This window comes from Bifidobacterium miconisargentati (assembly GCF_019331675.1).
GTDB classification, from domain to species: domain Bacteria; phylum Actinomycetota; class Actinomycetes; order Actinomycetales; family Bifidobacteriaceae; genus Bifidobacterium; species Bifidobacterium miconisargentati.
Genome location: NZ_JAHBBJ010000005.1, coordinates 103,438 through 127,919, shown reverse-complemented (window position 1 = coordinate 127,919; position 24,482 = coordinate 103,438). Strand labels below are relative to the sequence as shown.

Sequence of the window (24,482 nt, the reverse complement as noted above, 5' to 3'; positions counted from 1 at the left end):
CGAGGGACATCCAATCGGGAGCGGAAAGGAGCGTAGTGCTGTTATGTCCAACATGAACACCGTCACGGCCGCCATCAAGGAAGTCGGACATAAGGTTTTTGGCGGGTACGCCGAGCTGCTGCGTATCCCGCACACCGCACGCTACTCCATCGGTTCGGTGATCGCGTGCATGCCGTTCCCGATGGTGGGCATGACCATCACCATCTCCGTACAGCATTACTACGGCAATTATTCGCTGGCCGGCATGCTGACAGCCATCCAGGCGATCGCGCTGGCCGTGACCACGCCGCTGCTGGGCAAGCTCACGGACAAGTTCGGCCAGCGTCAGGTTTCGATTCCGACGATTCTCGTATGGATCGTGGCCGCGATCGCGCTGGTCACGTCCATCACCAACCGCGCGCCGGAGTGGGTGCTGTACTGTCTGACCCCGTTCCTGGCCGCGATCCCGCCGTGGGGCGCCATGAGCCGCGCCCGCTGGACCAAGATTCTGAAGGGCGACCGCGAGAAGACCAACCGCGCACTCTCGCTGTGCGGCGTGCTCGACGAGTGCATGTGGGTGATCGGCAACCCGCTGGCCTCCACGCTGGCCGTGATCTCCGGCCTGCTGGCGTTCTCGTTCACCGGCGTGTGCGTGGTGATCGGCGCGCTCATGTTCCTCACTGAGCTGACCACCGAGCCGCCGTCGCAGACCGCGCTGGCACGCGCCGAGGGCATCACGCGCAAGGAGTACCGCGAGCGCGAGGCCGCCAAGGCGGAGGCGTTGAAGGCGGAGACCGCGGCCGAGGAGGCACGTCACCGCATGGAGCGCGAGGGCGTCACGGACGAGACGAAGATCCAGGCCGCCATCGAGGCCGCCGTGGCCGAGGCGCGTAGCGGCAAGAAGGCGTCCATCTGGGGGCCGGGCCTCATCGCGGTGTGCGTCACCTGGTTCGGCCTGGGCGCATTCCAGTCGGCCGCCGGCATCTCGATCATCGCGTTCGCCACGGAGTCGAACATGAAGCAGTACACGGGCTTCGTGTTCGCCTGCTTCTCCATCAGCTCGCTCATGGGCGCGCTGGTGTATGGCGCCAAGAACTGGGCCATCCCGCTGTGGAAGCGCTTCTACTTCTGCCTGGCGGTGGTGAACATCGGCATCGGCACGTTCATGTTCGCCAAGCACCTGTGGGTCATCATGATCATCTATCTGGTGATCGGCGTATGCCAGGCACCGACGTGGATCAACGGCAACCAGCTCATGCTGCATCTGGTGCCGCCGTCCCGCCTGACCGAGGGCATGGCGTGGATGGGCGCGATGAACTCCATCGGCTCGTCCGCAGGCTCCGCGATCGCCGGCCAGTTCATCGACCGCATGGGTTCGCACGGCGGCTTCATGGTGGTGACCACGCTGGCCATCGCCTCGCTGGTGATCGCACTGGTGGGCTTCAAGCAGATCAAGGGCTCCACCGAGCAGCCGACGCTCACCGAAGTCACGGTGTGAGGGTTGTTTTCTGGCTCCCCTCAGTCAGCTTCGCTGCCAGCTCCCCTCAGGGAGGGGAGCCAGGAACTCTTGTATTACAACAAAAGCCCGGCCGTTGAGGACCGGGCTTTTACGTATGTATTGGGCGGCAGGCGCGAGCAGCGAAGGCTACTACTTCGGCCAGCCCTTGGGCGTGTGCTCCAGGGACCAGACGCCGAGCTTGTGGGAGAAGCTGTTCTCCCACTTGGCTTCGAGCTCTTCGGCCGTGAGCTTGTTCTCCGCGGAACGCAGACGGTTCATTGCGTTGGTGTGTGTATCGTCCAGCAGCCACTTGCGGATGAGGAAGTTCCAGACCATCACCACGGCGGTGGCGATCAGCTTGCCGATGTTCGTACGCAGCAGATATTCCGCGTGCTGCGAGACGAAGGCATCGCGGTTCATGCCGTACGTGGAGATCCAGATGATGGCGTCGTTCATGAACAGGCCGATCACGGCGCCCACCACGAAGATCAGGATCTCCATCCAGCGGGCCATGTCAGAACGGTGCTTGAACACGAACTTCATGCTCGCCAGGTAGTTGAAGATGAGCGAGATGATGAAGGAGATGGTGGCGGCAATCACATTGTGCATGTGGAACACACCGACCAGGAGGTTCAGGATGCCCCAGTCGATGATGAAGGCGATGACGCCCACGATGCCGAACTTCATAAGCTGCGCGATCAGTTTTCTCACAGTGGGTATTCAACACTACGCGCCTGACTGCCGGCTGGCCGTTGGCTGTATTGTCCCGCAATCTCTGCAATTCGGTTCGTCTGTGGCGGTTCCGCCCGGACCGCCCGGCCGACCCGGTACAGCGCCCGGCGAAAGCCTCCGGACGGCGATAGACTGAAGGCGAACGTTCTCATCGATGCCCTTGTCAGCGAGGGCTTTCGTCAAGGAGGAATCATGCCCGTCATTCACACCCACGTCTCCGTCTCCACCACGCCCGAGCAGCGCGAGGCCCTGAAGGCCGCGTACGGCAAGGCCATCACCGCGGTGCCCGGCAAGTCCGAAAGCTGGCTGATGTGCCCGTTCGAGGACAACATGCCCATCTACTTCGGCGGCGACGATTCCAAGCCGGCCGCCTACGTGGAGGTCAACGTGTTCGGCCGCTCCGTGCCGGGCTCCGTCTGGGAGAAGCTGACCGAATCCATCATGGCCGCGCTGAACTCCACGCTCGGCATTCCCGAGGACCGCACGTACATCCGCTACACCGCCACCACCGACTGGGGCTGGAATGGCGGGAACTTCTGAGTTCCTTATCTTTGGCTCCCCTCTTTGAGGGGAGCTGTCAGCGGAGCTGACTGAGGGGAGCTATCAAGCGAGTCACCCGCGACTCCCCTCAGTCTCACTTCGTTCGACAGCTCGTCCTGCAATTAATGACGAACTTCGTTCGCGGCCTATTGGCTCGGCTGTCGCCTCGCACATTGCCTACAAACGGCTCTGCCGTTTGCTTCACGGCAATGTCCTATCAAGGGGAGCCAAGTATGTTGAAAGCCCGCCGGCGCGAAGCTGGCGGGCTTTCAACGTTCATGCGTCAGACGAGCATCAGACGATCTTCGGCATCGGCGTGGTGAGCGACGAGGTCAGATTCACGTGCACCAGACCGGCGCCGGCGTGCACCTCGACCTTCTTCAGCGTCACCGTGCGCTCCTCCTCCGGGGCGCGGTCGTTGTCGGTCATGGTCGCCGGGGACTTGACGGCCACGAGCGCCAGGTCATCGAGCGAGATGCCGGCGGACTGGCACAGTTCCATCGCGGCGGACACGGACTCGGTGAAGCCGGGCTTGTAGATCACGCGGTCGGCGGGCACACCGTAGGCGTGCTCGGCCACCCACTTGACGTTCTCGGTCAGGGCCATGCCCTTGTGAGAGTGCGGTTCGGCCGGCATGGAACCGTTCTCCAGCACGTCCACGAAGCCGTCGAGCTGCGGAGCCAGGGCCTCGCCGCCGTCGCGGAACAGGTTGCCGATGATCGGGGCACGGAAGCCCAGCTCCTCGGCGGTCTCCTTGAGCGCCGGAATCTGATCGTCCTCGCCGTCCCACAGGTTGATGAGCGGGAAGGTCGGGATGTCCAGGCCCTCGAGGCGCTGCACGTGGAACGGGTAGCGCCAGGCCAGATCCGGGTCGTCGCGCCAAGTGGAGGCACGGGTCACCACAACCGCGGCGGACGGCCACTGTGCGCCGAACTCGCGGCAGGCGATGTCCAGCCACTTCTGCGCGCCGGCGTCGGTGCCGTAGCCAGCCTCGACGATGACCACGTCATGCAGGGCGCAGGCCATCTCCACGGACACGAGGGTCGGGATGCCGATGGACACGTTGGCGAACGGGCCACCGTGCACGTACACCGGGGAGCCGTTCACGGTCTCGGTCTTCGCGGGCTTGACGGCGTCGGCCAGGATGCCGGTGATACGCCACAGGTCGATGAACTCACCGAAGGTCACGGCCTTGCCGTCCTTCGTGCCGGCGATCATCTTGGAAACGCGATCGGCGATCTCGTCCATGGAGCGGGAGAGCACCACGATCTGCATGAGCTCGGAGGTCGGGGTGAGCACCACCTTCTCCGCCACGTTGCCCTTGCCGTAGTCCACGGCGATGGAGCGCAGGGAGCGGGACGGCACTTCGGAGACGCGCGGCACCAGGACGGTGTCGAGCTTGCCGTCGTCGATGGCCTTCTCGGCGAAGGAGACGAGCAGGTTCTGCGCGGCGGCGATGGCGCCCATCTCACCGCACAGGCCCCAGTCGATGAGCTCAGGGTGGGTCAGGGAGGCCTTGCCGCCACCGGAGGCGCCGCCCTTGGAGCCGGCGGCGGTGATGCCCATGCTCGGCTGGCGCAGCACGGCGGTGGCGTCGATGCCGCGCTTGTTGAGCGCGTCGATGAGGGCGATGGTGGTGGTGGTCTTGCCTTCGCCGCGGGAGGCCTTGAGCGGCGTATCGGCGGTCACAAGGATGACCTTGCCGTGCTTGCGCGGGGCGTCCGGGTTCTCGGCGAGGTACTTCATGTAGCCGAAGGCGTCGATCTTCTGGACCAGGCCGTACTGGCTGGTGAAGTCTTCGATGGTGGTCATTTTCAAGCCTTTCTGTGTGTGGTGGGGATGGCCCGTATCCTGGCTCCCCTCAGAGAAGGGAGCCACAATATGCGGATTAGAAATCGGACATGTGGAAGCCGTTCTTCATCTCCATGCTGCGGGTGTACAGCACGGAGTCGAGGAGCTTGTCGGTCTCCACCTTGAGCTGGTCGGCCATGGTCTGGTTGGCGGCGGCGAGGATGCCGCGCACCTCCGGGTTGCGCACGGCGGCGATGATCTCGTCCGGATCCATCGGCTGCACGTCGCCGTCCACGTTGTCCGCCTCGAACTCCTCCTCGGCGGCCGACTGCGCGGCTTCCTCGGCGGCGGTCAGACCCAGGCGGGCCACCTGCTCGTCCGTGGCGGCCACCAGACGGTGACCCATGCCGCCGGTCTTCTCCTGGTAACGTTCCACGGCGTTGGAGGTGGAGCGGAAGGCGCCATCGCACAGGGCGGCGATGATGCGGTTGGCCCAGTAGAAGTTCTCGGAGGTCACGCGGGTGGTGGTGTCCTCAAGGTAGGCGGGCGTGGTGTCCACGTTCGGGAAGAACGGGACCAGCGTGTTGAACGGGTTGGAGCCATACGCCATCCACTGGATCGCGCGGTTCGCCTGCGGGCGGTACGGGCGGATCTGTATCACGGCGAGCTGGCTCTGGCGGTTGATGCCGATCGTGCGGTACATGTGGCGGGTGCGCTCGTCGCCGAGCTGGCCGTACGGGTCGAACGGGGTGCCCTGGTAGTGGGAGGACAGCACGTACTTGACGTCCTCGATGGTCACCTTGCGCTCGGGCTGGCGGGCCCACGGGATGTCGTTGGACTCCGGCTTGTGGTCGGCGTCCGGGCCGTCCCACACCTCGTCGTACGGGTTGAGGAAGCGCTGCATGTACCAGGCGCGCGGGGTGTTGTACACGTGGTCGGAATCGGAGTGGGAGCCGAAGGCGTCGCGCGGGTTGAACGGGGTGGTGTTCTCCACGGACAGGTCGAGGTGGTTGGTCTCGATGAACTCGGCCAGGTCGGCGGAGCACATGTGCTCCTCCTGATCACCCAGGGCGTCCTCGAGGTCGAATTCGTCGATGCCCAGCTGGTTCGGCATGGTCACGTACGCCTCGTCCGGCACGCGCTTGGCGATCCAGTGATGGCCGCCCACGGTCTCCAGCCACCAGATCTCGTTGACGTCGGAGAAGGCCACACCGTTCATCTCGTAGGTGCCGAACTCCTCGAGCAGCGCGCCCAGACGCTCGACGCCCTCGCGCGCGGTCTTGATGTACGGCAGCACGATGGTCAGGAAGTCCTCCTCGCCGATGCCGCCGGGCACTTCCGGCTCGTCGCCCTTGGCCGGGGCGTACTCCACGAACGGGTCGGCGCCGAGCACGCGCTCGTTGGTGGTGAGGGTCTCGGTGGCGCTCATGGCCACGTTCGCCTCGTTCACGCCGGCCTCGCCCCAGATGCCTTCCTTGAGGTCGGCGTTCGGCACGGCGGTGTACTGCAGCGGATTGTCCGGCAGGGTGATGGTCAGGTGGGAGATCACCGACTTGTATTCGCGCGGCTGCTCCTCCGGCTTGACGACGATGAAGCGCTTGGGGTTGAACTCGCCGTTGGCGGAATCCTCGTTGCGGGCGATGATGGTGGAACCGTCATAGCTCGCGTCCTTGCCTACCAGAATCGTGGTGCAGGCCATATTGGATGATGTCCTTTCTCTTCCATTTGGCTCCCCTTGTCAGGGGAGCTGTCACGCTTTGCGTGACTGAGGGGTAGTCAAAAATTCGCATAATCGGGCCGTGGCGCACTCCCCTCAGTCCGACTGCGTCGGCCAGCTCCCCTCAGGGAGGGGAGCCATGACCGCGCTATCGCTGCCTATATGTTACGAAGTTACGCAGGGATCATGCCTTGCCAGTGACGAACATGCCGCCCTGGTCGGGAGTCTCGCCGCATTCGCGCAGCTTGTGCAGCAGCTCGTTCATCCAGAAGCCCTGGTTGAGGCCGGGCAGTGGCTCCTTCGTGGCCCATACGTGCAGGTAGTAGTCGTGATCCCTGTCCGGCGGCTGCGGGCCGTTGTACCGCATGATGATCGCCGGGTCGTTCTCGCGGCCCACGAATTTCGAGGCCGAGGAGTTGCGACCCTGCACCGCCTCGGGAATCATCGCGGTCATCTGACGGGAGAAGTCCGGCGGAATCGAGAGCGCGTGGGAGTCGTTGAAGTCGAACATCAGCGCGTCGATCGGCAGGTTCGCCACCGTCCAGTGGATCCACTCGAATCCGCACACCGGGATGGAATCGGGATCGGTGAACGTCCAGTGCAGGTAATGGGCCTCCGGGTTCACCTCGTCGATATAGAAGGGGAAGGAGATGATGGGCACGCCACCCGCGCGGTATTCGGGCGCGGCCGCTTTGGCGAAGTCGTCGGGAACGACGGTGAAATCAGCGGAAATCTTCATACGCTCCAGTGTATCGCGCCCCATGTTACCGGCCGGCGGGGCGGCACGGGCGGCTCATGCCCGATCTGCCACGCTGGCGACCGCCCGGCCGAGATGAATCAGCGACCTGCCACCCATTTTGCCCCAATCACGCGGCCTCATCGAGCCAGGCCAGCGACCTGCTACCTGCCATGCCCCGCTTGTGCGCCCGCATCGGGGCAAACCGGCTGTTCACTACCCGTCATGCCCCGCTCAGCACCCACTATGCACAGCAAGCCGGCGACGTACTACCTTTCCCGCCCCGCCAGTAATCGCATGGCATGGCGGCAACGCGGCGAAGCAGGCACTACTTCACGGCATCAGCGCACAGAACAGCGCCTCGAACGTGAGCAGCGGATTGCCGTTGCCGGCCAAACGCTTGCGCGCTCGGGCCACCTCGTCCAGACGGGCCACCGCACCGGCACGATCGAGCCGTACGGACAGTTCGGTGATGGCCGACCGGTTCTCCAGGTTGATGAGCCCGACAGCGTCCTCCGCGTTGTTCTGCAGCACCGCCACGTCCCGGTAGATGGAGGCGACGGAGTTGAGCGCACGGTCGAGCACGTCGCGCGTGCGGCGGGTGGCGTACCGCTTGATGTCGTCCTTCTTGGCCACCTGATTGAATGCGCCGCGCAGCTTCGGGGGAATGCGCTCCCCCTCGGCGAGACCGTTGATGCGGCGGAATTCCGCCTCCTGCTTGCCGGACCACTCGTTGGCGTCCGCCTCGGCCTGTCCCTTGGCGTTGTCGATGAGATTGCCGGCCAGCAGCACCGCGTCCGAGGCACGGGCGAGGTTCAGCACACCGACGACCAGCTCGTCGCGGTCCGACATCACGCGCTCGTTCGTGGCGTACAGGCGCGCGATGCCGATATGCCCTTCGGACAGGCGGGCCGCACGCTGGGCGACCTTGGGCTCGGCACCCGTGTTCGCCGTAAGGAACTCGGCCACGGCCGCCGGGGACGGCACGGCGAGGTTCACCACGCGGCAGCGCGATCGGATGGTCGGCAGCACGTCCTGCGCGCTGGGGGCGCACAGCAGCCAGATGCAGCGTTCGGCCGGCTCCTCGATCTCCTTGAGGAGCACGTTGGTGGTGCGCTCCAGCATGCGGTCCACGTCCTCGATGATGATGATGCGCCACGGCGCGGTGGACGGCATCTGCTCGGAAGTGGTGATGATGTCGCGCACCTGGTCGATGCCGATGGTCACCTTGTTGGTGGCCAGCACCGTCACGTCCGGGTGCGTGCCGGCCAGCACCTGTTGGGTCACGCGCGTGGGCTCGCCCCCCATGCCGCGATCCGGGCTTTCCAGCGCCGCCGCGAACGCACGGGCCATGTTCGATCTGCCCGATCCGGGAGGCCCGCAGATCAGCCACGACTGGGCGATCTGGCTTGGGTCGCCCTGCGCGATGCGGCTCAGCATATCCACCACCGGCTGCTGGCCCACCAGCGAATCCCACACGCTCATTACGTCTCCCCCTTGTCGTTGCGGGTGCCGTTCCCCGTGCTAGTCAACCTGAAAACCTATTGATTCCATTAGACCAAAACCGACATGAATCTTGTTTTTCGACTACCCCTCAGTCGGCTTCGTCGACAGCTCCCCTGACAAGGGGAGCCAAGGAACATAGGTTATGTAGGCCCCGCTGAGCAGAACCTTGCTCCTTACTGCAGCAACGCGGCGATGTCCGTTTCGATGACGGCCCAAACCGCTTCGATGGGCTGCCCGGCGTCGATCACGCGGAACCGGTCCGGCTCGGCGGCGGCCAGGTCTAGGAACGCTTGACGGGTGCGGTTCTGGAAGTCGCTGCCGGCCGATTCCATGCGATCTTCCGCATGTTCGAGACGATTGTGCGAGAGGGCCGGATCCATATCCAACAGGTACGTGCGGTCCGGCAGCAGATTGCCGGTGGCCCACATGCTCAGGTTCCGGATTTCCTTGGAGGTCAGTTCGCGACCGCCTGCCTGGTACGCCAGCGACGAATCCAGGTATCGGTCCGTGATGACGACCTCGCCACGTTCCAACGCCGGGCGGATGGTTTCAGCCACATGCTGCGCGCGGTCGGCGGCGAACAGCAGCGCTTCGGCGCGCGGGGCGATGTCGGTGGTTCCCTCCCCGACGCCCTGCAACAGCAGCTTGCGGATGGCGCGGCCAAGCGCGGTGCCGCCCGGTTCGCGCGTGACCACGACCGTGCGCCCTTGCGCCTCCAGGTAGGCACGCAACCGTTCGACCTGCGTGGTCTTGCCCACGCCGTCGACGCCTTCAAAGGAAATAAACAGACCGGTCATGCTCCTGACCTTACCGTGAGGCGGAGAGTTGCCTGAAATCGTCGGCCATCTCGATTGCGAGGGGCTGAATGACGCCTGAAATCGGAGTGCCCCATCAACGACCGCCACGGCAGCCTGTCAATGGGGCATTCAACGCAATCGTGCGAGCGGGCCCGCCTACTTCTTCTTGGGCTTGGCGGCCACGACCGGCGGGCGGGTGAAGCCCTCGTTCGCGGTGAGCCATTCGATGTCCGCCTTGACCGTGGAGGCGGTGGAGCCGAGCTTTTCGGCGATGCGGGTGTTGGCCCATCCCTTGGCGGCCAGCTTCTTGACCTCGGCACGGCGTTCGGCGCGCTTGGCCTCGACGGCGCTCACCTTGGGCGCGGCCTTGGCGGTCTTGCCCTTGCCAGCCGCAGCGCCACGGCCGCGGCCACGACCGCGCGTGGACGGACCGGCCGCGCGCTTCTCGGCCAGCAGACGGAAGGCGTCGTCCGGCGTGATGGTCTCCGGCGTGTACTGCCTCGGCACGGTGCGGTTGGTCTCGCCATCGGTGATGTACGCGCCGAAGCGGCCGTCCTTGATGGTCACGTTCTTGCCGGTGTTCGGGTCGGTGCCGAGCTCGCGCAGCGGCGGCTTGGCGGCGCCGCGCCCACGGCCGCGACCGTACTTGGGCTGGGAGAACAGCTCCTTGGCCTTGTCGATGTCGACCGTGAAGATCTCGTCCTCCGAGGCCAGCGAACGGGTCTCGGACTTGCCGTCCGCGCCGGTCTTGGACAGGTACGGGCCGTAGCGGCCGTTGTTGGCGGACACCGTGCATTCGGACACCTCGCCGGTCTCGGCATTGGTCTCCTCGTACTTGCCCACCTCACGCGGCAGGCTCAGCAGCTTGAGCGCGTCCTCCAAAGACAGCGATTCGGGGCTCATCGTCTTGAACAGCGAGGCCATCTTCGGACGCGGCGCCTCCTTGGCGCCTTCCGGCGTGGGCAGCGTCAGCGCCACGTACGGTCCGAAGCGGCCGTTGCGCACCTCCACGGTGCCGCCGGTGGCCGGATCCTTGCCCAGCTCGCGCGGGCCGCCCGAATGGTTGTCGATGAGGTCGCGGGCCACGGCCACGGTGAGCTCGTCCGGGGCGATGGTGTCCGGCAGGGAGGCGCGCTTGGGGTTGCCTTCCGCGTCCAGATGCTCCATATCCTCCAGATACGGACCGTAGCGGCCCACGCGCACATGCAGGCCGTCGCCGATGTCGATGGTGTTGATAGCGCGCGCGTCGATCTCGCCGAGCTGCGCCACCTGCTGCTGCAGGCCCTCATGCGCCTCGTCGGCGTTCTTGGCGGCACCCTCGCCCGAACCGAAGTAGAAGCGAGTGAGCCATTCGCGGCCGGACTCCGCACCATGGGCGATGCGGTCCAGACCGTTCTCCATCTCGGCGGTGAACTGGTAGTCCACGAGCTTGGGGAACTTGGTCTCCAGCAGCTTGATCACGGAGAAGGCCAGCCAGCTGGGAATGAGCGCGCGACCGCGTTCGTAGACGTAGCCGCGATCCATGATGGTGGAGATGATGCTGGCGTACGTGGACGGGCGGCCGATCTCCTTGGCCTCCAGCGTCTTAACCAGCGTGGCTTCCGTGTATCGGGCCGGCGGCTGGGTCTCGTGGCCGTCGGGCTCGACGCTTGTGGCGTCGACCTGCTGGCCCACCGTCATCGGGGGCAGGGAGGCGTTGCTTTCCGATGCGTCGGCGCCGGACTTGCCCGCGGCGGACTTGCCGGACGTAGCAGCGGCAGCGGCGACATCGGCTGCGGCCGGCTTGGCTGCGGGCTTGCGTCCCTCGCCGGTGGCCTTCATGAAGCCGGGGAATTCGATCACCGTGCCGGACGCCTGGAACACGGCCTCGCCGTCCGCGGGACCGGCCGGGGCGGACAGGCGCACAGTGGCGGTGGAACCGGTGGCGTCCGCCATCTGGCAGGCCAGCGTGCGCTGCCAGATCAGCGTGTACAGGCGCAGCTGATCCACCGGCAGCTTGGAGGCCAACTCGTCCGGGTCATGGAAGCGGGAGCCCGCCGGGCGGATGCACTCGTGGGCCTCCTGCGCGCCAGCGGTCTTGGTGGCGTACTGCTTGGGTTCGGCGGACAGGAACCGGTCGCCGAAGTGATAGGAGACGGCGTTGCGGGCGGCGGCGATAGCCTCCTGCGACAGCGTCACCGAATCGGTTCGCATATAGGTGATGTAGCCGTTCTCGTACAGGCTCTGGGCCGCGCGCATCACGGCGCGGGCGCCCATGCCGAGACGGTTGCCGGCGGTCTGCTGCAGCGTGGAGGTGGTGAACGGCGGCTGCGGGCGACGACGGTACGGCTTGGTCTCCATGCTCATCACCGTGAACGGGGCGTCGCGCAGCACGCCGGCCAGCGCGGTGGCGGAGGTCTCGTCGAGCTGGCGGACGTTGTCCTTGAAGCCGTCGGGCGTGAGTTGGCCGTCCGGGCCGAAGTCCTTGGAACCGGCGAGTCGTTTGCCGCCGAGCGAGACCATGCGCGCGGAGAATTCGGTGCGGTCCCCGTCGGCGGAGGGGGCGGCCAGCGTGGCGACGATGTCCCAGTAGGGGGCGCGCTTGAAGGCCATGCGTTCGCGTTCGCGCTCGACGATGAGGCGCGTGGCCACGGACTGCACGCGACCGGCGGACAGGCCCGGACCCACCTTGCGCCAGAGCACCGGGGACAGTTCGTAACCGTAGAGTCGGTCGAGGATGCGACGGGTCTCCTGGGCGTCGACCATGTTGCCGTCCACGTCGCGCGTCTTGTTCAGGGAGGCATTGATGGCGTCCTTGGTGATCTCGTGGAACACCATGCGCTTGACTGGCACCTTGGGCTTCAGGGTCTGCACCAGGTGCCATGCGATGGCCTCGCCCTCGCGATCCTCATCGGTTGCGAGGTAGAGTTCATCGGCGCCCTTGAGCGCGGACTTCAGCTCGCTCACCGTGCGCTTCTTGTCGCCGTCCACGATGTAGTAGGGCTTGAAGCCGTCGTTCACGTCCACGCCGAACTTGCCGAACTTGGCCTTGTCCGCGGCGGGAACCTGGCTGGGCTGCGCGAGGTCGCGGATATGGCCCACCGACGCCATGACGGTGTACCCCTTGCCCAGGTAGTCACCGATCTTGTGGGCCTTGGTCGGAGACTCCACAATCACGAGTTTGGTAGCCATACCCACTCCTTAATATCTCTCCTGCGGAAACATGCGTTTCTGGCGTCATAATACTCACGAACGATGGCCAATCGCCAAATCGGGGGCGTGCGGCAGCCCGGACGACCGCATCCGGGCGACGGCGGCAGGACGCCCGCCTAGCGCTTCGGCGGGGCCGGCGGGGCGCCGATCAGACCGATGCGGCTCAACGGCGAGGCGGTGATCTGACGCAGGGCCAGCATCAGTCCGAAGGCCAGCGAGGCCACGCCCGTGACGCCCGCCACGGCGCTGATGATGGAGCCCTGCACGGCCCAGCTGGCACTGACGGGCAGGCCCGGCACCACCTGCCAGATCACGTACGCGGCGTAGGCGATGAGCAGCAGTCCGGCGGTGATGAGCACGCTGCCCACGATCTGCACGCTCACCGAGGAGACGCGGCTGCCGGGCGCGTCCATACCGGACGTGCGGGTGAACGCCATGGCGATCAGGGCCAGTCCCGCCACCAGCAGAATGGACATGGCCACGTCCGAGGGACGATGCCATTGGCCGTAGATCACGGAAACACCGACGAGCACCGACCAGGTCACGCCCACGACCCCGGCCAGCGCTCGGGCGGCGCGCGGCACGGCGAGCAGCAGGATCGCGGCGCAGGCGGCGGCCAGCATCGTGTGCCCGGAAGGCGCGGAGTTGACGGCGGGCGATTCGGTGTTGATGATGAACGGTCGCGGCAGCACGTCCTTGATGCGCGTGGTCGCCAGGCAGATCACGGCGAACACGGCCACCTGACCGACCAGCCACCAGCGGCGTCGGATCAGCGCGGTGACGATGCCGATGGCGGCGATCGCGCAGCTGACGGCGATCACCAGCCACGACTGGGCCACGGCCCCCATGATGCCGGTGGCGAAGCCGGGCACATGGTCGGCCAGGTTCTTCCAGACGAGTTCGTCGTACGACTGGCCGTTTTCCGTGTACACGCACCCCCACCACACGCCGAAGCCCACGGCGATGAGCAGCAGGCCGAACACGACGCAGAGCACGCGGCTGGACACGCGCGGGCGCACGGTGAGCGGGTCGAGACGGGCCAGGCCGCGGTCGATGTCGTCCGGTTCGTCGCTGTAGGGCATGCCGGAGCGGCCGGTCGCGCGGGTCATGCCGAGGGCCGCGGCGGTGGCCGTGTTCCGGGGGTCCGGACCGAGTGCGGCCAGCGGATCGGGTTCGGGGGCCGGGACTGACGACTGCGTGCGGGAGGATGATCCGGGGAATCCTGCGGAACCTACGAGATTGGCCGGCGCGTGCGGGTCACGAATGGTGGGATGCTGTGCGTCATTCATACGTTCGACTGTACGGCCGCGCCCCGGACAGTACCCCGCCGCATTGCGAGCCCGTAGCCGAATCCGCACATTCTCGTGTGACAGTTGCGCGGTGGGGCCTGGTGCGCCTCGCCCGACACACTCAAGGCCGTTCGGCCAAGCCTACGGTCTGGCGAGGCGCACCAGGCCTCACCGCTACCGTTCCGGCAAAGATGGAAAAACCTCCACGCACCCGTCAGAGGCCACTTACCCTTGCTGCATTCCTGCCCTGGGGGAGTTGGGTGACATAGCGCCGCGTGGAGGCTTCGAGTAAATATACGGAGACGGGTGGACCAGGATGCGAACGGGCGGGGCGCAGGCGGCGGAACAGTGGCGGCGAGGCGATCGGAAGCCGGACGGAAGCGGGCCAGGGGTGGGTCGGGAGCGGGCCGAAGGTGGCCTGCATCCCCCGAAAAGGCACCCGCGAAACCCCGTCCGCACCCGGTTTACAGCCGTTTTCCAGACAACTTGCAGCGGCGTGTCCAACACCGCGTCCATATGTGAGGATTCCGCGCAAATCCGGGTTTTGAGACCGCTTGGTTGCGTTCACGGCCAACGAATGTTCAAGACCAGCGGTTACGGTGGTCTATATGTCTTCATATCAACGTCGTGCACACGCGCAGGGTCGGGCCTATGCCGCAAGGCAGCCGCGTACCGCGCAGAGCAAGACCTACGGCACCGCGGAGAACGGCATTAGCGCCACCCGCGCAACGCGCGCAGGTTCCGGCACGCACCGTCCCACGAGCCATAAGGCACCCAAGCGCAGCAGGAGAAGGAATGGCGGCAGGCGGCCGCATCGCGTGCTGAAATGGGCGCTCGGCATCTTCTTCGGCCTGTTCGGCCTGGGACTGTTGACCGGCTGCGCGGCCTTCGCATACCTGTACACCACCACCGAGGTCCCGCAGCCCGAGAAGTTCGCGCTGGCGGAAAAGACGCGCGTCTATTACGCGGACGGCACCACGCTCATCGGCTCCTACGCCGAGCAGAACCGCGACATCATCTCCTGCGAGGGCCTGCCGAGCTATCTGGGCAACGCCATCGTGGCCTCCGAGAACCGAACCTTCTATACGGATCGCGGCGTGGACCTGAAGGGCATCGCCCGCGCGTTCTGGAACAACGTGACCACCGGCACCCGCCAAGGCGGCTCCACCATCACCCAGCAGTACGCCGAACGCTACTATCTGGGCGAAACCACCACGTACGCCGGCAAGGCGCGCGAGGCCATACTGGCGCTCAAGATCGCGCAGACCGAGTCCAAGGACGAGGTGCTGTGCAACTACATGAACACCATCTACCTGGGCCGCAACTCCTACGGCATCCAGGCGGCGGCCAAGGCCTACTTCAACAAGGACGCCAAGGATCTGACGCTCTCCGAGGCCGCGATGATCGCCGGCATCATCCCCTCCCCCTCCACATGGGATCCGGCGGACAACGCCGCCATGGCCAAGCAACGCTTCAAGCGCGTGCTGAACATCATGGAGGAGGACGGCTACATCACCGCCAAGGAGAAGGCGGCGGCCAAGTTCCCGGACACCGCGCCCGTGGCCCAGCAGAACGAATACGCCGGCTCCACCGGCTACCTGCTGGATATGGTGGAGCGCGAGCTGGTGCAGTCCAAGGCCTTCACCAAGGAGGAGCTGGCCACCGGCGGCTACAAGATCGTCACCACCATCGACAAGTCCAAGCAGGATGTCATGCAGTCCATCGGCGACACGCGCCTTTCGGACATGCCCGAGACGCTGCAGATCGGCGGCATCGCCGTGGAGCCGAAGACCGGGGCCGTGGTGTCGGTGTACGCCGGTTCGGACTACCTCACCAAACAGCTCAACAACGCCGATCAGGCTCTGTTCGAGCCCGGTTCCACCATGAAACCGTTCGCGCTGCTGGGCGCGGCGCAGTCCGGCGTGAACTTCAACACGCTGTTCAACGGCAACTCGCACCAGCATTTCTCCGGCCTGGACGCCGAGGTGAACAACGCCCTGGAGAACAACTGGGGGTACATCAACCTCTACCAGGCCACCGCCAACTCGGTGAACACGGTGTTCATGAACGTCAACGAGCATCTGACGCCGCAGCGCACGGCGGCGATCGCGCATGAGGCCGGCATCACAGGAGACATCGACGAGAACTCGATGTACAACGTGCTCGGCATCAACGCGCTGACCGTGTGGGATCTGGCGCAGGGCCACTCCACCATCGCGAACAACGGCGTGAAGAACACCATCCACATGGTCGATCGCGTCATCGATTCCAATAACAAGGACCTGTACAACGCGCCGAACGAGAACGAGCGCGTCTTCGACGCCAACGATTGCGCGCTGGTGCAGAAGGCCATGCTCGGCACCACCACGTACGGCACCGCGGCGGGCACCTCCACCATGCTGGGACGCCCGGTCGCCGGCAAGTCCGGCACCGCCAACGACGAGAAGGCCTCCTCCTTCGTGGGCTACACGCCGAGTCTGCTGAACGTGTGGGCCATCTGGAACCCGGACAAGGACGGCAACCCGCAGGTGGTGCCCGCCTTCTCCGGCTACGGCATCTCCTCCACCGGCTACCCGGCGCACCTGTTCCAGGAGTACATGTCGAAGGTCCTGCAGGGCACTCAGGTCGAGGAATTCCCCACCGCCAAGGACACCGGCAAGATCGGCGGCACGGACGGCACGTGGGGCCTGGGCAAGGGCCAGAGCTCCGGCACCACGTCCGGCCAGCAGAAGACCGAGACCGACGACAACGGTGATTCCAAGGACGGCTCCTCCGCCGATGGCAAGGACCAGCAGTCCTCCGGCACTGGCTCCGGTTCGCAGAACACGCAGGAATTCGCCCAGCAGTGTCTCAACAACCCCAGCTATTCCACCGAGTGCCCGAACTATCCGGGCACCAACAACGGCGGCACCGCGAACGACCCGTCCAACGGCGACGACAGCGGCCCGTCCTATGACGAGCCCGTCCAGCCTGACGAGGAGTCGCCCTTCGCACCCGGCGAGACGTATTCCTACTCGACTACGGAGTAGCGAGGAGCGCAGCAGCATTGGCCTTGCGGCCAATGCTGTGTTTTTGCGGCCGTTGGCCGCGGCTACTCTCCCTCCGTCATCGCTTCGCGATGCCACCTCCCTCGACAGAGGGAGGCAGGTTTTGATCGTGTAGGTCCTTGGCCCCCCTCTGCCGAGGGGGCTGCTGAGCGTAGCGAGGCTGGGGGAGAGTAGCCGCGGCCAACGGCCGCAAGAAGCGCATCGGCCAACGGCCGATTCCGTCCCCAACGCAATGGGCCCGTCTTCCACTTTGGGAAGACGGGCCCATTCGTATATCCAGCCGTATTCAGACGACCGCCCAATCGGCGGCCGCCCGAACGGTCAGCCAATCAGCCTACTCAGCTTCAGCGCGTGCGCTGGGAGCGGTTGATCGCGGAGATGATCGCCTTGAGAGCGCTGGTGGTGATGGACGAATCGATGCCCACGCCCCACACGATCTTCGCGTCGTCGGCCTCGCCCACCTGGCATTCCACGTAGGAAGCGGCCATGGCGTTGGTGCCCACGGACATCGTGTGCTCCACGTAGTCCATGATGGAGGCGTCCACGCCGAAGTTGGAGATGGCGTTGAGGAAGGCGGCGATCGGGCCGTTGCCGATGCCGGAGACCTCACGCTCCACCGGCGTATCCGTGCCGACGTTCACGCCGCGGTCGAGCACGCGGGCCTTGAGCACGGTGTCCGAACCGTCCTCGCCGGAGCTGATGGCCACCTTCAGGAGCTTCAGACGGCCCCACGGCGCGAGCGAGGCGTCGTGCGTATCGCCCACGACCACGCCGGCGGCGGTCATGCCGGACTGCTCGACCGGCAGGTACTCGTCCTTGAACAGACGCCAGATGTCCTCGTCCTTGACTTCCTTCTTGGTGTCGTCGGCGAACTTCTGGACGATCTTGTCGAACTCCACCTGCAGGCGCTTGGGCAGGTCGAGGTTGTGGTTGGTCTTGAGCAGGTAGGCCATGCCGCCCTTGCCGGACTGCGAGTTGACGCGGATGATGGCTTCGTACGTGCGGCCGATGTCCTTCGGATCGATCGGCAGGTACGGCACGAGCCACACGAAGTTGTCCAGATCGGCGCCGGCACGGTCGGCGGCCACCTGACGGGCCTCGAGGCCCTTCTTGATGGCGTCCTGGTGGGAGCCGGAGAACGCGGTGAACACGAAGTTGCCGGCGTACGGGTGACGCTCGGAGATCTTGATCTGGTTGCAGTACTCCACGGTCTTGCGGATCTCGGGCACGTTGGAGTAGTCGATCTGCGGATCGATGCCCTGCGTGAGCATGTTGAGGCCCAGGGTGACGAGGTCCACGTTGCCGGTACGCTCGCCGTTGCCCAGGAGGCAGCCCTCGACGCGGTCGGCGCCGGCCAGCATGGCCAGCTCGGTGGCGGCCACGCCCATGCCCTCGTCGTTGTGCGGGTGCAGGGAGAGCACCACGGAGTCACGGTCGTCTAGGTGGGTGGAGACGTACTCCACCTCGTCGGCGAACACGTTCGGCGTGGTCATCTCCACGGTGGCGGGCAGGTTGATGATCATCGGGTGCTCGGGGGTGGGCTTGATCACGCCGATCACGGCGTTGCACACCTCGACCGCGTACTCCGGCTCGGTGCCCGTGAAGGACTCCGGGGAGTACTCGTAGTACAGGTCGATGCCCTTGGCCTCGCCCTCGAGATCCTTGCACAGCTCGGCGGCGTCCGTGGCGAGCTTCTTGATCTCTTCCTTGTTCTTGCGGAACACCACCTCGCGCTGCAGCACGGAGACGGAGTTGTAGAAGTGCACGATCGCGCGCTTGGCGCCCTTGAGGGCCTCATAGGTACGGCGGATGAGGTGCTCGCGGCACTGGGTGAGCACCACGATGGTCACGTCGTCCGGGATCAGCTCGCGCTCGATGAGCATGCGGATGAAGTCGAAATCGGTTTCGGAAGCGGACGGGAAGCCCACCTCGATCTCCTTGAAGCCCATGGAGACCAGCAGGTTCCAGAAGCGCAGCTTGCGCTCGGAATCCATCGGGTTGACGAGGGCCTGATTGCCGTCGCGAAGATCGACGGAGCACCAGCGCGGCGCGCGCTGCAGTCGCTTACCCGGCCACGTGCGCTCCGGGTAATCAAAGGGGATCTGCTTGTCGTACGCGGCGTACTTGTTGTACGGCATACGGCTCGGTTTCTGCGGATCGCCGATGAATCGTGCCGGAGGCAGCAGCGGGTCATTGTTCCCTCCATTGGATGCCGCGGCGACCGCTGCGAGATCAAAGACGGACGATTGATCCTGACCCATTGTTCCTCCTTTGCTGTGTGGAATGATTCCTCAATGGTTAGTCGTTTACGCACATGTAACATGTGCATCTCTCTATCCTAGCGACGGCTCGTTCCAACACCCCGCACGTCTCACAATCTGCCGGAATCGGCTGTGTTTCCTTGGGATGACGGACCGGCGGCACTAGGATTGGAAGCATGCGCGGGGGCGCAAGGCTTCCGCCATGAGAGAAGAAGTCCATTATGACGAATCCGAATGTTCCCCCGACCCCTCAGGTTCCGCAGATGCCTCCGATGCCGCAGGCACCGCGCGTGCAGTCCGCACCGATGCCGCAGCCGGTACAGCCGCCGACCCAGGCGCCCGCTCAGGCACCGTTCGCCGCGCCTGTTCAGGCTCCCGTTTCCGCTCCGGCCTACGGGCAGCAGCCGTCCGTGCCTCAGCCGTCGATTCCGCAGCCTTCCGCCGCTCCTCGCAATCCGCAGTACGCACCGCAGCAGCCGGCCTATCAGGCGTCGCAGGCCCCGCAGTACGCCGCGCCGCAGCAGCCGGCCCAGCCCGCACCGACCCCGTCCTTCACGCCCGCCGCTTCCGCCGGCACTCCGGGAACCCCGGGTGCTCCCGCAATCCCGACCGGCATGGTTCCTGCCGCCCCGTCGATGCCGGCACCGCAACAGCCCACCGCTGTATACAGCTCGCGCCCGGCCCGTCAACTGCGCACCAAGCGCGGCCTGCTCAAGTACATCCTGCTGGGCATCATCACCCTCGGCATCTACGACCTCTGGCAGCTGAGTGAAATCGGCGAATCCCTGAATCTCATGGCCTCCCGCCGCGACGGCAAGAAGACCATGCACTACTGCCTGCTCTTCTTCATCGTGGGCCCGATCACCCTCGGCATCGGCACCCTCGTCTGGTTCCACCGCATGAGCGCGCGCGTGGGCGAGGAGCAGCAGGCCCGCGGCATGGCGCCCGCCGTTTCCGCCGCCACGTTCTGGCTGTGGGGCATCCTCGGCGCGTTCATCATCGTGGGTCCGTTCATCTACTACTACAAGCTGCTGCACGCGATGAACGATCTCTCCGCCGACTACAACGTCCGCGGCTGAGCCCCGCCGCATCCGTCAATCGTTTCCACGAACCGTCTTCGCCGACATAGCCAAGACGGTTCGTTCATGCTGTCTTTTTTCATCGATTCACGAAAGCAACGTCATGTTCTGTACTCACTGCGGAAAGCCCAACGACGATTCCGCCAAGTTCTGCACCTCCTGCGGCGCGAAGCTGGACAAGCCGGAAGCCCCGGCCACACAACCGACCGCACCGGCAACGCCCACCGCAACTCCGACACCCACAGCCGTGCCGCTGCCGGACAGCGCACCCGCCCCGGCCGGTCCGACGTCCGAAGCCCCGGCCGCAACCCCAGCTGCACCAGCCGCCGAGGCTCCGGCGACATCGCCCACGGCCTCCGCCACCGTCTCCGACACTTCCGCCACGGCGGCCTCCACAACGGCATTCAGCACCGCCAAGCAGCCGCCGAACAAGCTCATCATCGCATTGGCTGCCGTGCTGGCCGTCATCGTGGTGGCGGGCATCGCCCTGTTCGCCACCTGGAAGGCCGAGATGTGGGGCGGCAAGACGCTGCCCGATCCCGCGTCGATCGTCAAGACCACGGCCTCAAAGGACGGCAAGTCGGCCACCATCAAGGCCAAGGACGTCACCGAGGCGCTGAAGCTCAAGGGCATCAACGCCAAGACCGAGAAGGTCTTCTCCGGCAAGGAAAGCGGCGCGTTCCTAGGCTACGACGGCCTCAAGCAGGGGCAGCGCGTCTCCGCAGGCACCGTCGTCACCGTGCAGGAATCGGCCGGCCCCGGCGTGCCGAAGAACACGCTCGGCAAGAAGGCCGAGCAGGTGGTTGACACGCTCGAAGGCATGAACGTGCCCGTGCATTACAAGAAGGTCTATGTCTCGGACACCAAGAAGAACCCCGAAGGCACCGTCGTGGCCACCTACCCCGCCGCCGGCACCGGCGTGCAGGACTCCGAAAAGGACAAGGGCATCTACGTGGGCGTGGCCACCAAGGGCGATGGCACCGCCCTGCCGCTCGATGTGATGGGCAAGAGCGTGGACGACATCAAATCACAGCTGGAGTCCGAAGGCCACAGCGTGACCGTCGAAAAGCGCTTCTCCTCCAAACAGTACGTGGGCAAGGTGGCCGGCGCGGATCCCGCCCCCGGTTCCTCGCTTGATTCCGGCGATGACGTGACCTTGTACGAGGGCATCGACGCCACCAGCATGAAGGATGCCTTCACGGACAGCAATCTGCCCGAAACCGGAGGCGATGCGTTGCTCGGCACCACGGATGCGATCGATGGTCGGTGGTGCACCAACGACGGCCAGTGCATCACCATCGAGGATCATAAGATCACCGAGGGCGGCAGCGACAACTCCGACTACAACAGCTCGTACGACGGCTATCTGGTTGCCTGCGACGCCGTTCAGCAGGCATATTGCAGCAACTCAAATGCGGACTACCTGATCAACCAGGACTATGGCGCATTCGAACTGCTCCCCCACATCAGCCTCACCAACTTCTGGTCGAACGGCAAGATGTACGACAGCAATGGCGTGCATATGGACGATTCCTGGCCCAAGTCCGGCGAATACCATCTGCAGGACCTGTTCCTGGTGGTGCCCACCGGCGCCAATCTCGAAGGACTGGAGAGCAAGGGCTACTTCGATAAGGACGCCCTTGCCACCGCGAAGAAGGAGAAGGCCGTCGACACGGACCGTCCGTTCATCCTCTGGCGAGACCCTTCGAAGTACGAGACCACCACGGCACCGTACAGCGGCACCGGCATGAATTTCAACCCGTTCCTGCCATACAACGGCTACAGCGGCGATAAGTCCAATGTGGTCAAGATGAAGCCCGCGCCAAGCGACGCGAACGCCTATTACCGAGTGGAATCGTCCGACCCGGACTGGGATTCCCTGCCCGACGCCGAGGTCAAGGGCGCCGGCAAGGCCGCAAAATCCGGCTCCGACGATTCGGACAGCAAGTCCGACTCCAAGGCCGACACCGCCCTGTTCAAGAACGTCGCCGACCAATACCGGTTCTTCTCCACGGGCAATGGATCGGCATTCATTGACATGACCGTGAAGGACGACGGCAGCTTTACAGGCGAGGCGAACACCGCAGACATGAACTCCGGCGAACCCACGTACAAGGCACCGCGTATTACGTATCCGTTCTCCGGCAAGTTCTCCTCCATCAAGAAGAACAGCGCCGGCGGCTACGACCTGCAGTGCGACTCCTCGTCCTTCAAGTGGGAGAAGGATCAGTACACGGATGAAAGCGGTCTCAGCCCATGCGGCACCTGGCACTGGTACCCCGCCGGCACGCCGTGGTCGTCCATGGCATCGGGAGATAAGGTCAAGTACGCGCTGGCGTACGGCAGTCAGATGGACTCGTCGAGCTCCGACTCCTATAAGTCGAACCTGCTCTACGATGAGGACGCCGAGCGCTCCGCCTTCTACCCCTACTCCCAGAACTGATAGGCGAGGCTGAGGGAACACCTTCGCCTTACCGGCCATGCTCCCCTCAGCCCGCTCCGCGGCCAGCTCTCCTCAGAGAGGGGAGCCTTTTTGTTGGGCTCTGTTCAGCCATGATTGACATGCCCGCTCAGGGGCTACCCCTCAGTCGGCTTCGCCGCCAGCTCCCCTCACAGAGGGGAGCCTTCGCCGCCACGCGGCTCACCTCGCCTACGGGAAGTCCACCGGATTTCCCGCTTCACGGTTTAGCCAACAAACACTCAGCAACATCCCTGTGCCGGTACTGTGAACACCCGCCCGTCCACTGCACCGCTCTCCTACACTGTGTAGCCATGACGAGCTTGCGATTCCGCGAAGACGGCAGCTTCCGCGTGCTGCAGATGGCCGACGTGCAGGACGGCCCCGACGTACGGCCAGACACCATCCACCTCATCCGCGAGGCCATCCGCGCCTCCGACCCGGACCTCGTGGTCTTCACCGGCGATCAGATCCGCGGCTACGACCCCGCCTACATCGACACTTTCCTGCGTCGTCGCGGCGAGGAACCCGGTGCCCGCGTACGCGCAGTCACCGAAGTCGAGGCCAAACTGCGCGGCATCAAGCGTCACCCCGTCATCCGCGAGGCCGCAGGCAAGGCGGCCGGACGCATCGCCGACCGACTGACCGAGGCCGGCCGTCCCGTACCTGCCAAAATCAGCGCAATCGCCGGAATCACCAATGCCGGCACGGCCCCCGCAGATGCACCGGCGGGCTCCGACCCGGCGTCCCCGTCCTCCCCCGAACCCGCAGCAATCACAACCACACTCGCCCCGGACGCCCCCGCCACCATGGACGAACTCATGGACCAGACGCGCGAGAAGGTCCGCCGCACGTTCTCCGGATTCCTCGGGCCCATCGTGGAGGCCGGTGTCCCCTTCGCCGCCACCTACGGCAACCACGACTTCCAGTGCGGCATCCTCGCCGACGAGCAGGACGACATCTACCGCGAGTTCCCCGGTTGCCTCAACCCGCAGGACAGCCTGGAGCCCGGCACGTTCGCCCTGCCCATCGAGTCGTCGGACGGCTCGGGTCGCGTGGCCATGTCCGTCATGATGGTCAATTCCGGTGATTACGCCGGCAAACCCGAGGAGAACGACGCCCAGTACCCGGCGTACGTGGTCAACTCCCGCGGCCTCGATCTGGCCGATGCTGACGGCTACGGCACCCCCTCGCCCGAGGCCATCGACTGGCTGCGCGACGTCCAGACCGAACTCGGCGAGCGCAACGGCGATGGCAAGCCCGTGCCCGCCATCGCCTTCCAGCACATCCCCCCGCAGGAGTTCTACGACTGCCTGAAGGAGGTGCCCGCATGGACGCCGAATTCGGTGGAGGGCGCACGCTCCCATGCCGGCCACTGCTACGTGCTCGATCACACGGTCTGCCGTCCGGGCTCGCGCCTGGGCGAGGCCATCGGCTGCGCGGACGAGAACGTGGGCGAGGTGAGCACGCTGACCGAGGCCGGCGGGTACTTCGCGCTGTTCTGCGGGCACGACCACAAGAACGCCTTCGTGGGGCATGTGCATGGCATCGATCTGGGATACGCGCCCACCTGCGGCTTCGAATGCTACGGCCCGAAGTCGCGCTACCGCGGCATCCGCCTGTTCGAGTTCCACGAAAGCAACCCGGCCGGCTACGTGACGCGCATGCTCACGTGGGGCGATCTGGTGGGCCGCTACTCCAGCAATGAAGTGCGCGTCTGGTTCGAGGACCACTGCATCACCGACGCCATCGGCATCCGCAACGAGCTGCGACGCCCGCAGGTCTTCGCCGTCCTCGCCGGCGCCATGAGCCTCGGCTTCATCGCCATCATCCACTCCCTGCTCAAGCAGCGGTAGGGTG

At 65.3% G+C, this 24,482-nt stretch carries 15 protein-coding genes and 1 other RNA gene; 6 read left to right on the top strand and 10 right to left on the bottom strand.

Annotation, left to right across the window (positions count from 1 at the left end; translation table 11 throughout):
• Positions 1 to 43 precede the first annotated feature (43 nt).
• Positions 44 to 1,477, top strand: coding sequence for an MFS transporter (locus KIH81_RS04565; RefSeq protein ID WP_214304274.1), 1,434 nt, complete (start codon positions 44 to 46; stop codon positions 1,475 to 1,477).
• Between the two features lie 150 nt (positions 1,478 to 1,627).
• Here the strand turns inward: KIH81_RS04565 and KIH81_RS04560 are convergent, their stop codons facing one another.
• On the bottom strand, positions 1,628 to 2,164 hold the full coding sequence (locus KIH81_RS04560; RefSeq protein ID WP_109056917.1) for a GtrA family protein: 537 nt from the start codon (positions 2,162 to 2,164) through the stop codon (positions 1,628 to 1,630).
• A 237-nt stretch (positions 2,165 to 2,401) separates the two neighbouring features.
• Between KIH81_RS04560 and KIH81_RS04555 the strand changes: the two genes are divergently transcribed.
• A complete protein-coding gene (locus KIH81_RS04555) occupies positions 2,402 to 2,749 on the top strand; it encodes a tautomerase family protein (RefSeq protein ID WP_214304273.1) in 348 nt (115 codons plus the stop codon).
• 294 nt (positions 2,750 to 3,043) lie between these two features.
• Here KIH81_RS04555 and KIH81_RS04550 read toward each other — a convergent pair whose 3' ends face one another.
• The 8 genes from KIH81_RS04550 to ffs all read right to left on the bottom strand — a co-directional run bounded on the left by KIH81_RS04550 (position 3,044) and on the right by ffs (position 14,065).
• Positions 3,044 to 4,561 carry a formate--tetrahydrofolate ligase gene (locus KIH81_RS04550; protein WP_214304272.1) on the bottom strand — a complete coding sequence of 506 codons (1,518 nt, stop codon included), beginning with the start codon at positions 4,559 to 4,561 and terminating at the stop codon, positions 3,044 to 3,046.
• Positions 4,562 to 4,637: 76 nt separating this feature from the next.
• Positions 4,638 to 6,239 carry a C69 family dipeptidase gene (locus KIH81_RS04545; protein ID WP_214304271.1) on the bottom strand — a complete coding sequence of 534 codons (1,602 nt, stop codon included), beginning with the start codon at positions 6,237 to 6,239 and terminating at the stop codon, positions 4,638 to 4,640.
• 202 nt (positions 6,240 to 6,441) lie between these two features.
• Positions 6,442 to 6,996, bottom strand: coding sequence for a YbhB/YbcL family Raf kinase inhibitor-like protein (locus tag KIH81_RS04540; protein WP_214304270.1), 555 nt, complete (start codon positions 6,994 to 6,996; stop codon positions 6,442 to 6,444).
• Between the two features lie 330 nt (positions 6,997 to 7,326).
• Entirely contained in the window at positions 7,327 to 8,478 is a 1,152-nt protein-coding gene (locus KIH81_RS04535) for a DNA polymerase III subunit delta' (protein ID WP_214304269.1), read from the bottom strand.
• Between the two features lie 194 nt (positions 8,479 to 8,672).
• Complete coding sequence (gene tmk, locus KIH81_RS04530; RefSeq protein WP_214304268.1) at positions 8,673 to 9,296, bottom strand: dTMP kinase; 624 nt, start codon at positions 9,294 to 9,296, stop codon at positions 8,673 to 8,675.
• A gap of 156 nt (positions 9,297 to 9,452) precedes the next feature.
• The gene (gene topA / locus KIH81_RS04525) at positions 9,453 to 12,467 is read right to left on the bottom strand and encodes a type I DNA topoisomerase (protein WP_214304267.1); all 3,015 of its coding nucleotides are present in this window, start codon (positions 12,465 to 12,467) and stop codon (positions 9,453 to 9,455) included.
• Between the two features lie 137 nt (positions 12,468 to 12,604).
• Positions 12,605 to 13,777, bottom strand: coding sequence for a phosphatase PAP2 family protein (locus tag KIH81_RS04520; protein WP_214304266.1), 1,173 nt, complete (start codon positions 13,775 to 13,777; stop codon positions 12,605 to 12,607).
• Between the two features lie 191 nt (positions 13,778 to 13,968).
• Positions 13,969 to 14,065: signal recognition particle sRNA small type (gene ffs / locus KIH81_RS04515), an RNA gene on the bottom strand.
• 320 nt (positions 14,066 to 14,385) lie between these two features.
• Between ffs and KIH81_RS04510 the strand changes: the two genes are divergently transcribed.
• Positions 14,386 to 16,806, top strand: a complete 2,421-nt coding sequence (locus KIH81_RS04510) for a transglycosylase domain-containing protein (RefSeq protein WP_214304265.1) — start codon at positions 14,386 to 14,388, stop codon at positions 16,804 to 16,806.
• A 362-nt stretch (positions 16,807 to 17,168) separates the two neighbouring features.
• On the opposite strand, the gene leuA is transcribed toward KIH81_RS04510, so the two are convergent.
• Entirely contained in the window at positions 17,169 to 19,085 is a 1,917-nt protein-coding gene (leuA, locus tag KIH81_RS04505) for a 2-isopropylmalate synthase (protein WP_214304264.1), read from the bottom strand.
• Between the two features lie 221 nt (positions 19,086 to 19,306).
• Here leuA and KIH81_RS12040 point away from each other — a divergent pair, with 221 nt between their 5' ends.
• The 3 genes from KIH81_RS12040 to KIH81_RS04490 all read left to right on the top strand — a co-directional run bounded on the left by KIH81_RS12040 (position 19,307) and on the right by KIH81_RS04490 (position 24,478).
• Positions 19,307 to 20,164 carry a DUF4234 domain-containing protein gene (locus KIH81_RS12040; protein WP_236029274.1) on the top strand — a complete coding sequence of 286 codons (858 nt, stop codon included), beginning with the start codon at positions 19,307 to 19,309 and terminating at the stop codon, positions 20,162 to 20,164.
• Positions 20,165 to 20,267: 103 nt separating this feature from the next.
• Complete coding sequence (locus KIH81_RS04495; RefSeq protein ID WP_214304263.1) at positions 20,268 to 22,607, top strand: PASTA domain-containing protein; 2,340 nt, start codon at positions 20,268 to 20,270, stop codon at positions 22,605 to 22,607.
• Positions 22,608 to 22,936: 329 nt separating this feature from the next.
• Positions 22,937 to 24,478: a metallophosphoesterase family protein gene (locus KIH81_RS04490; RefSeq protein ID WP_214304262.1), complete on the top strand. Its 1,542-nt coding sequence runs from the start codon at positions 22,937 to 22,939 to the stop codon at positions 24,476 to 24,478.
• The last annotated feature ends 4 nt before the right edge of the window (positions 24,479 to 24,482 follow it).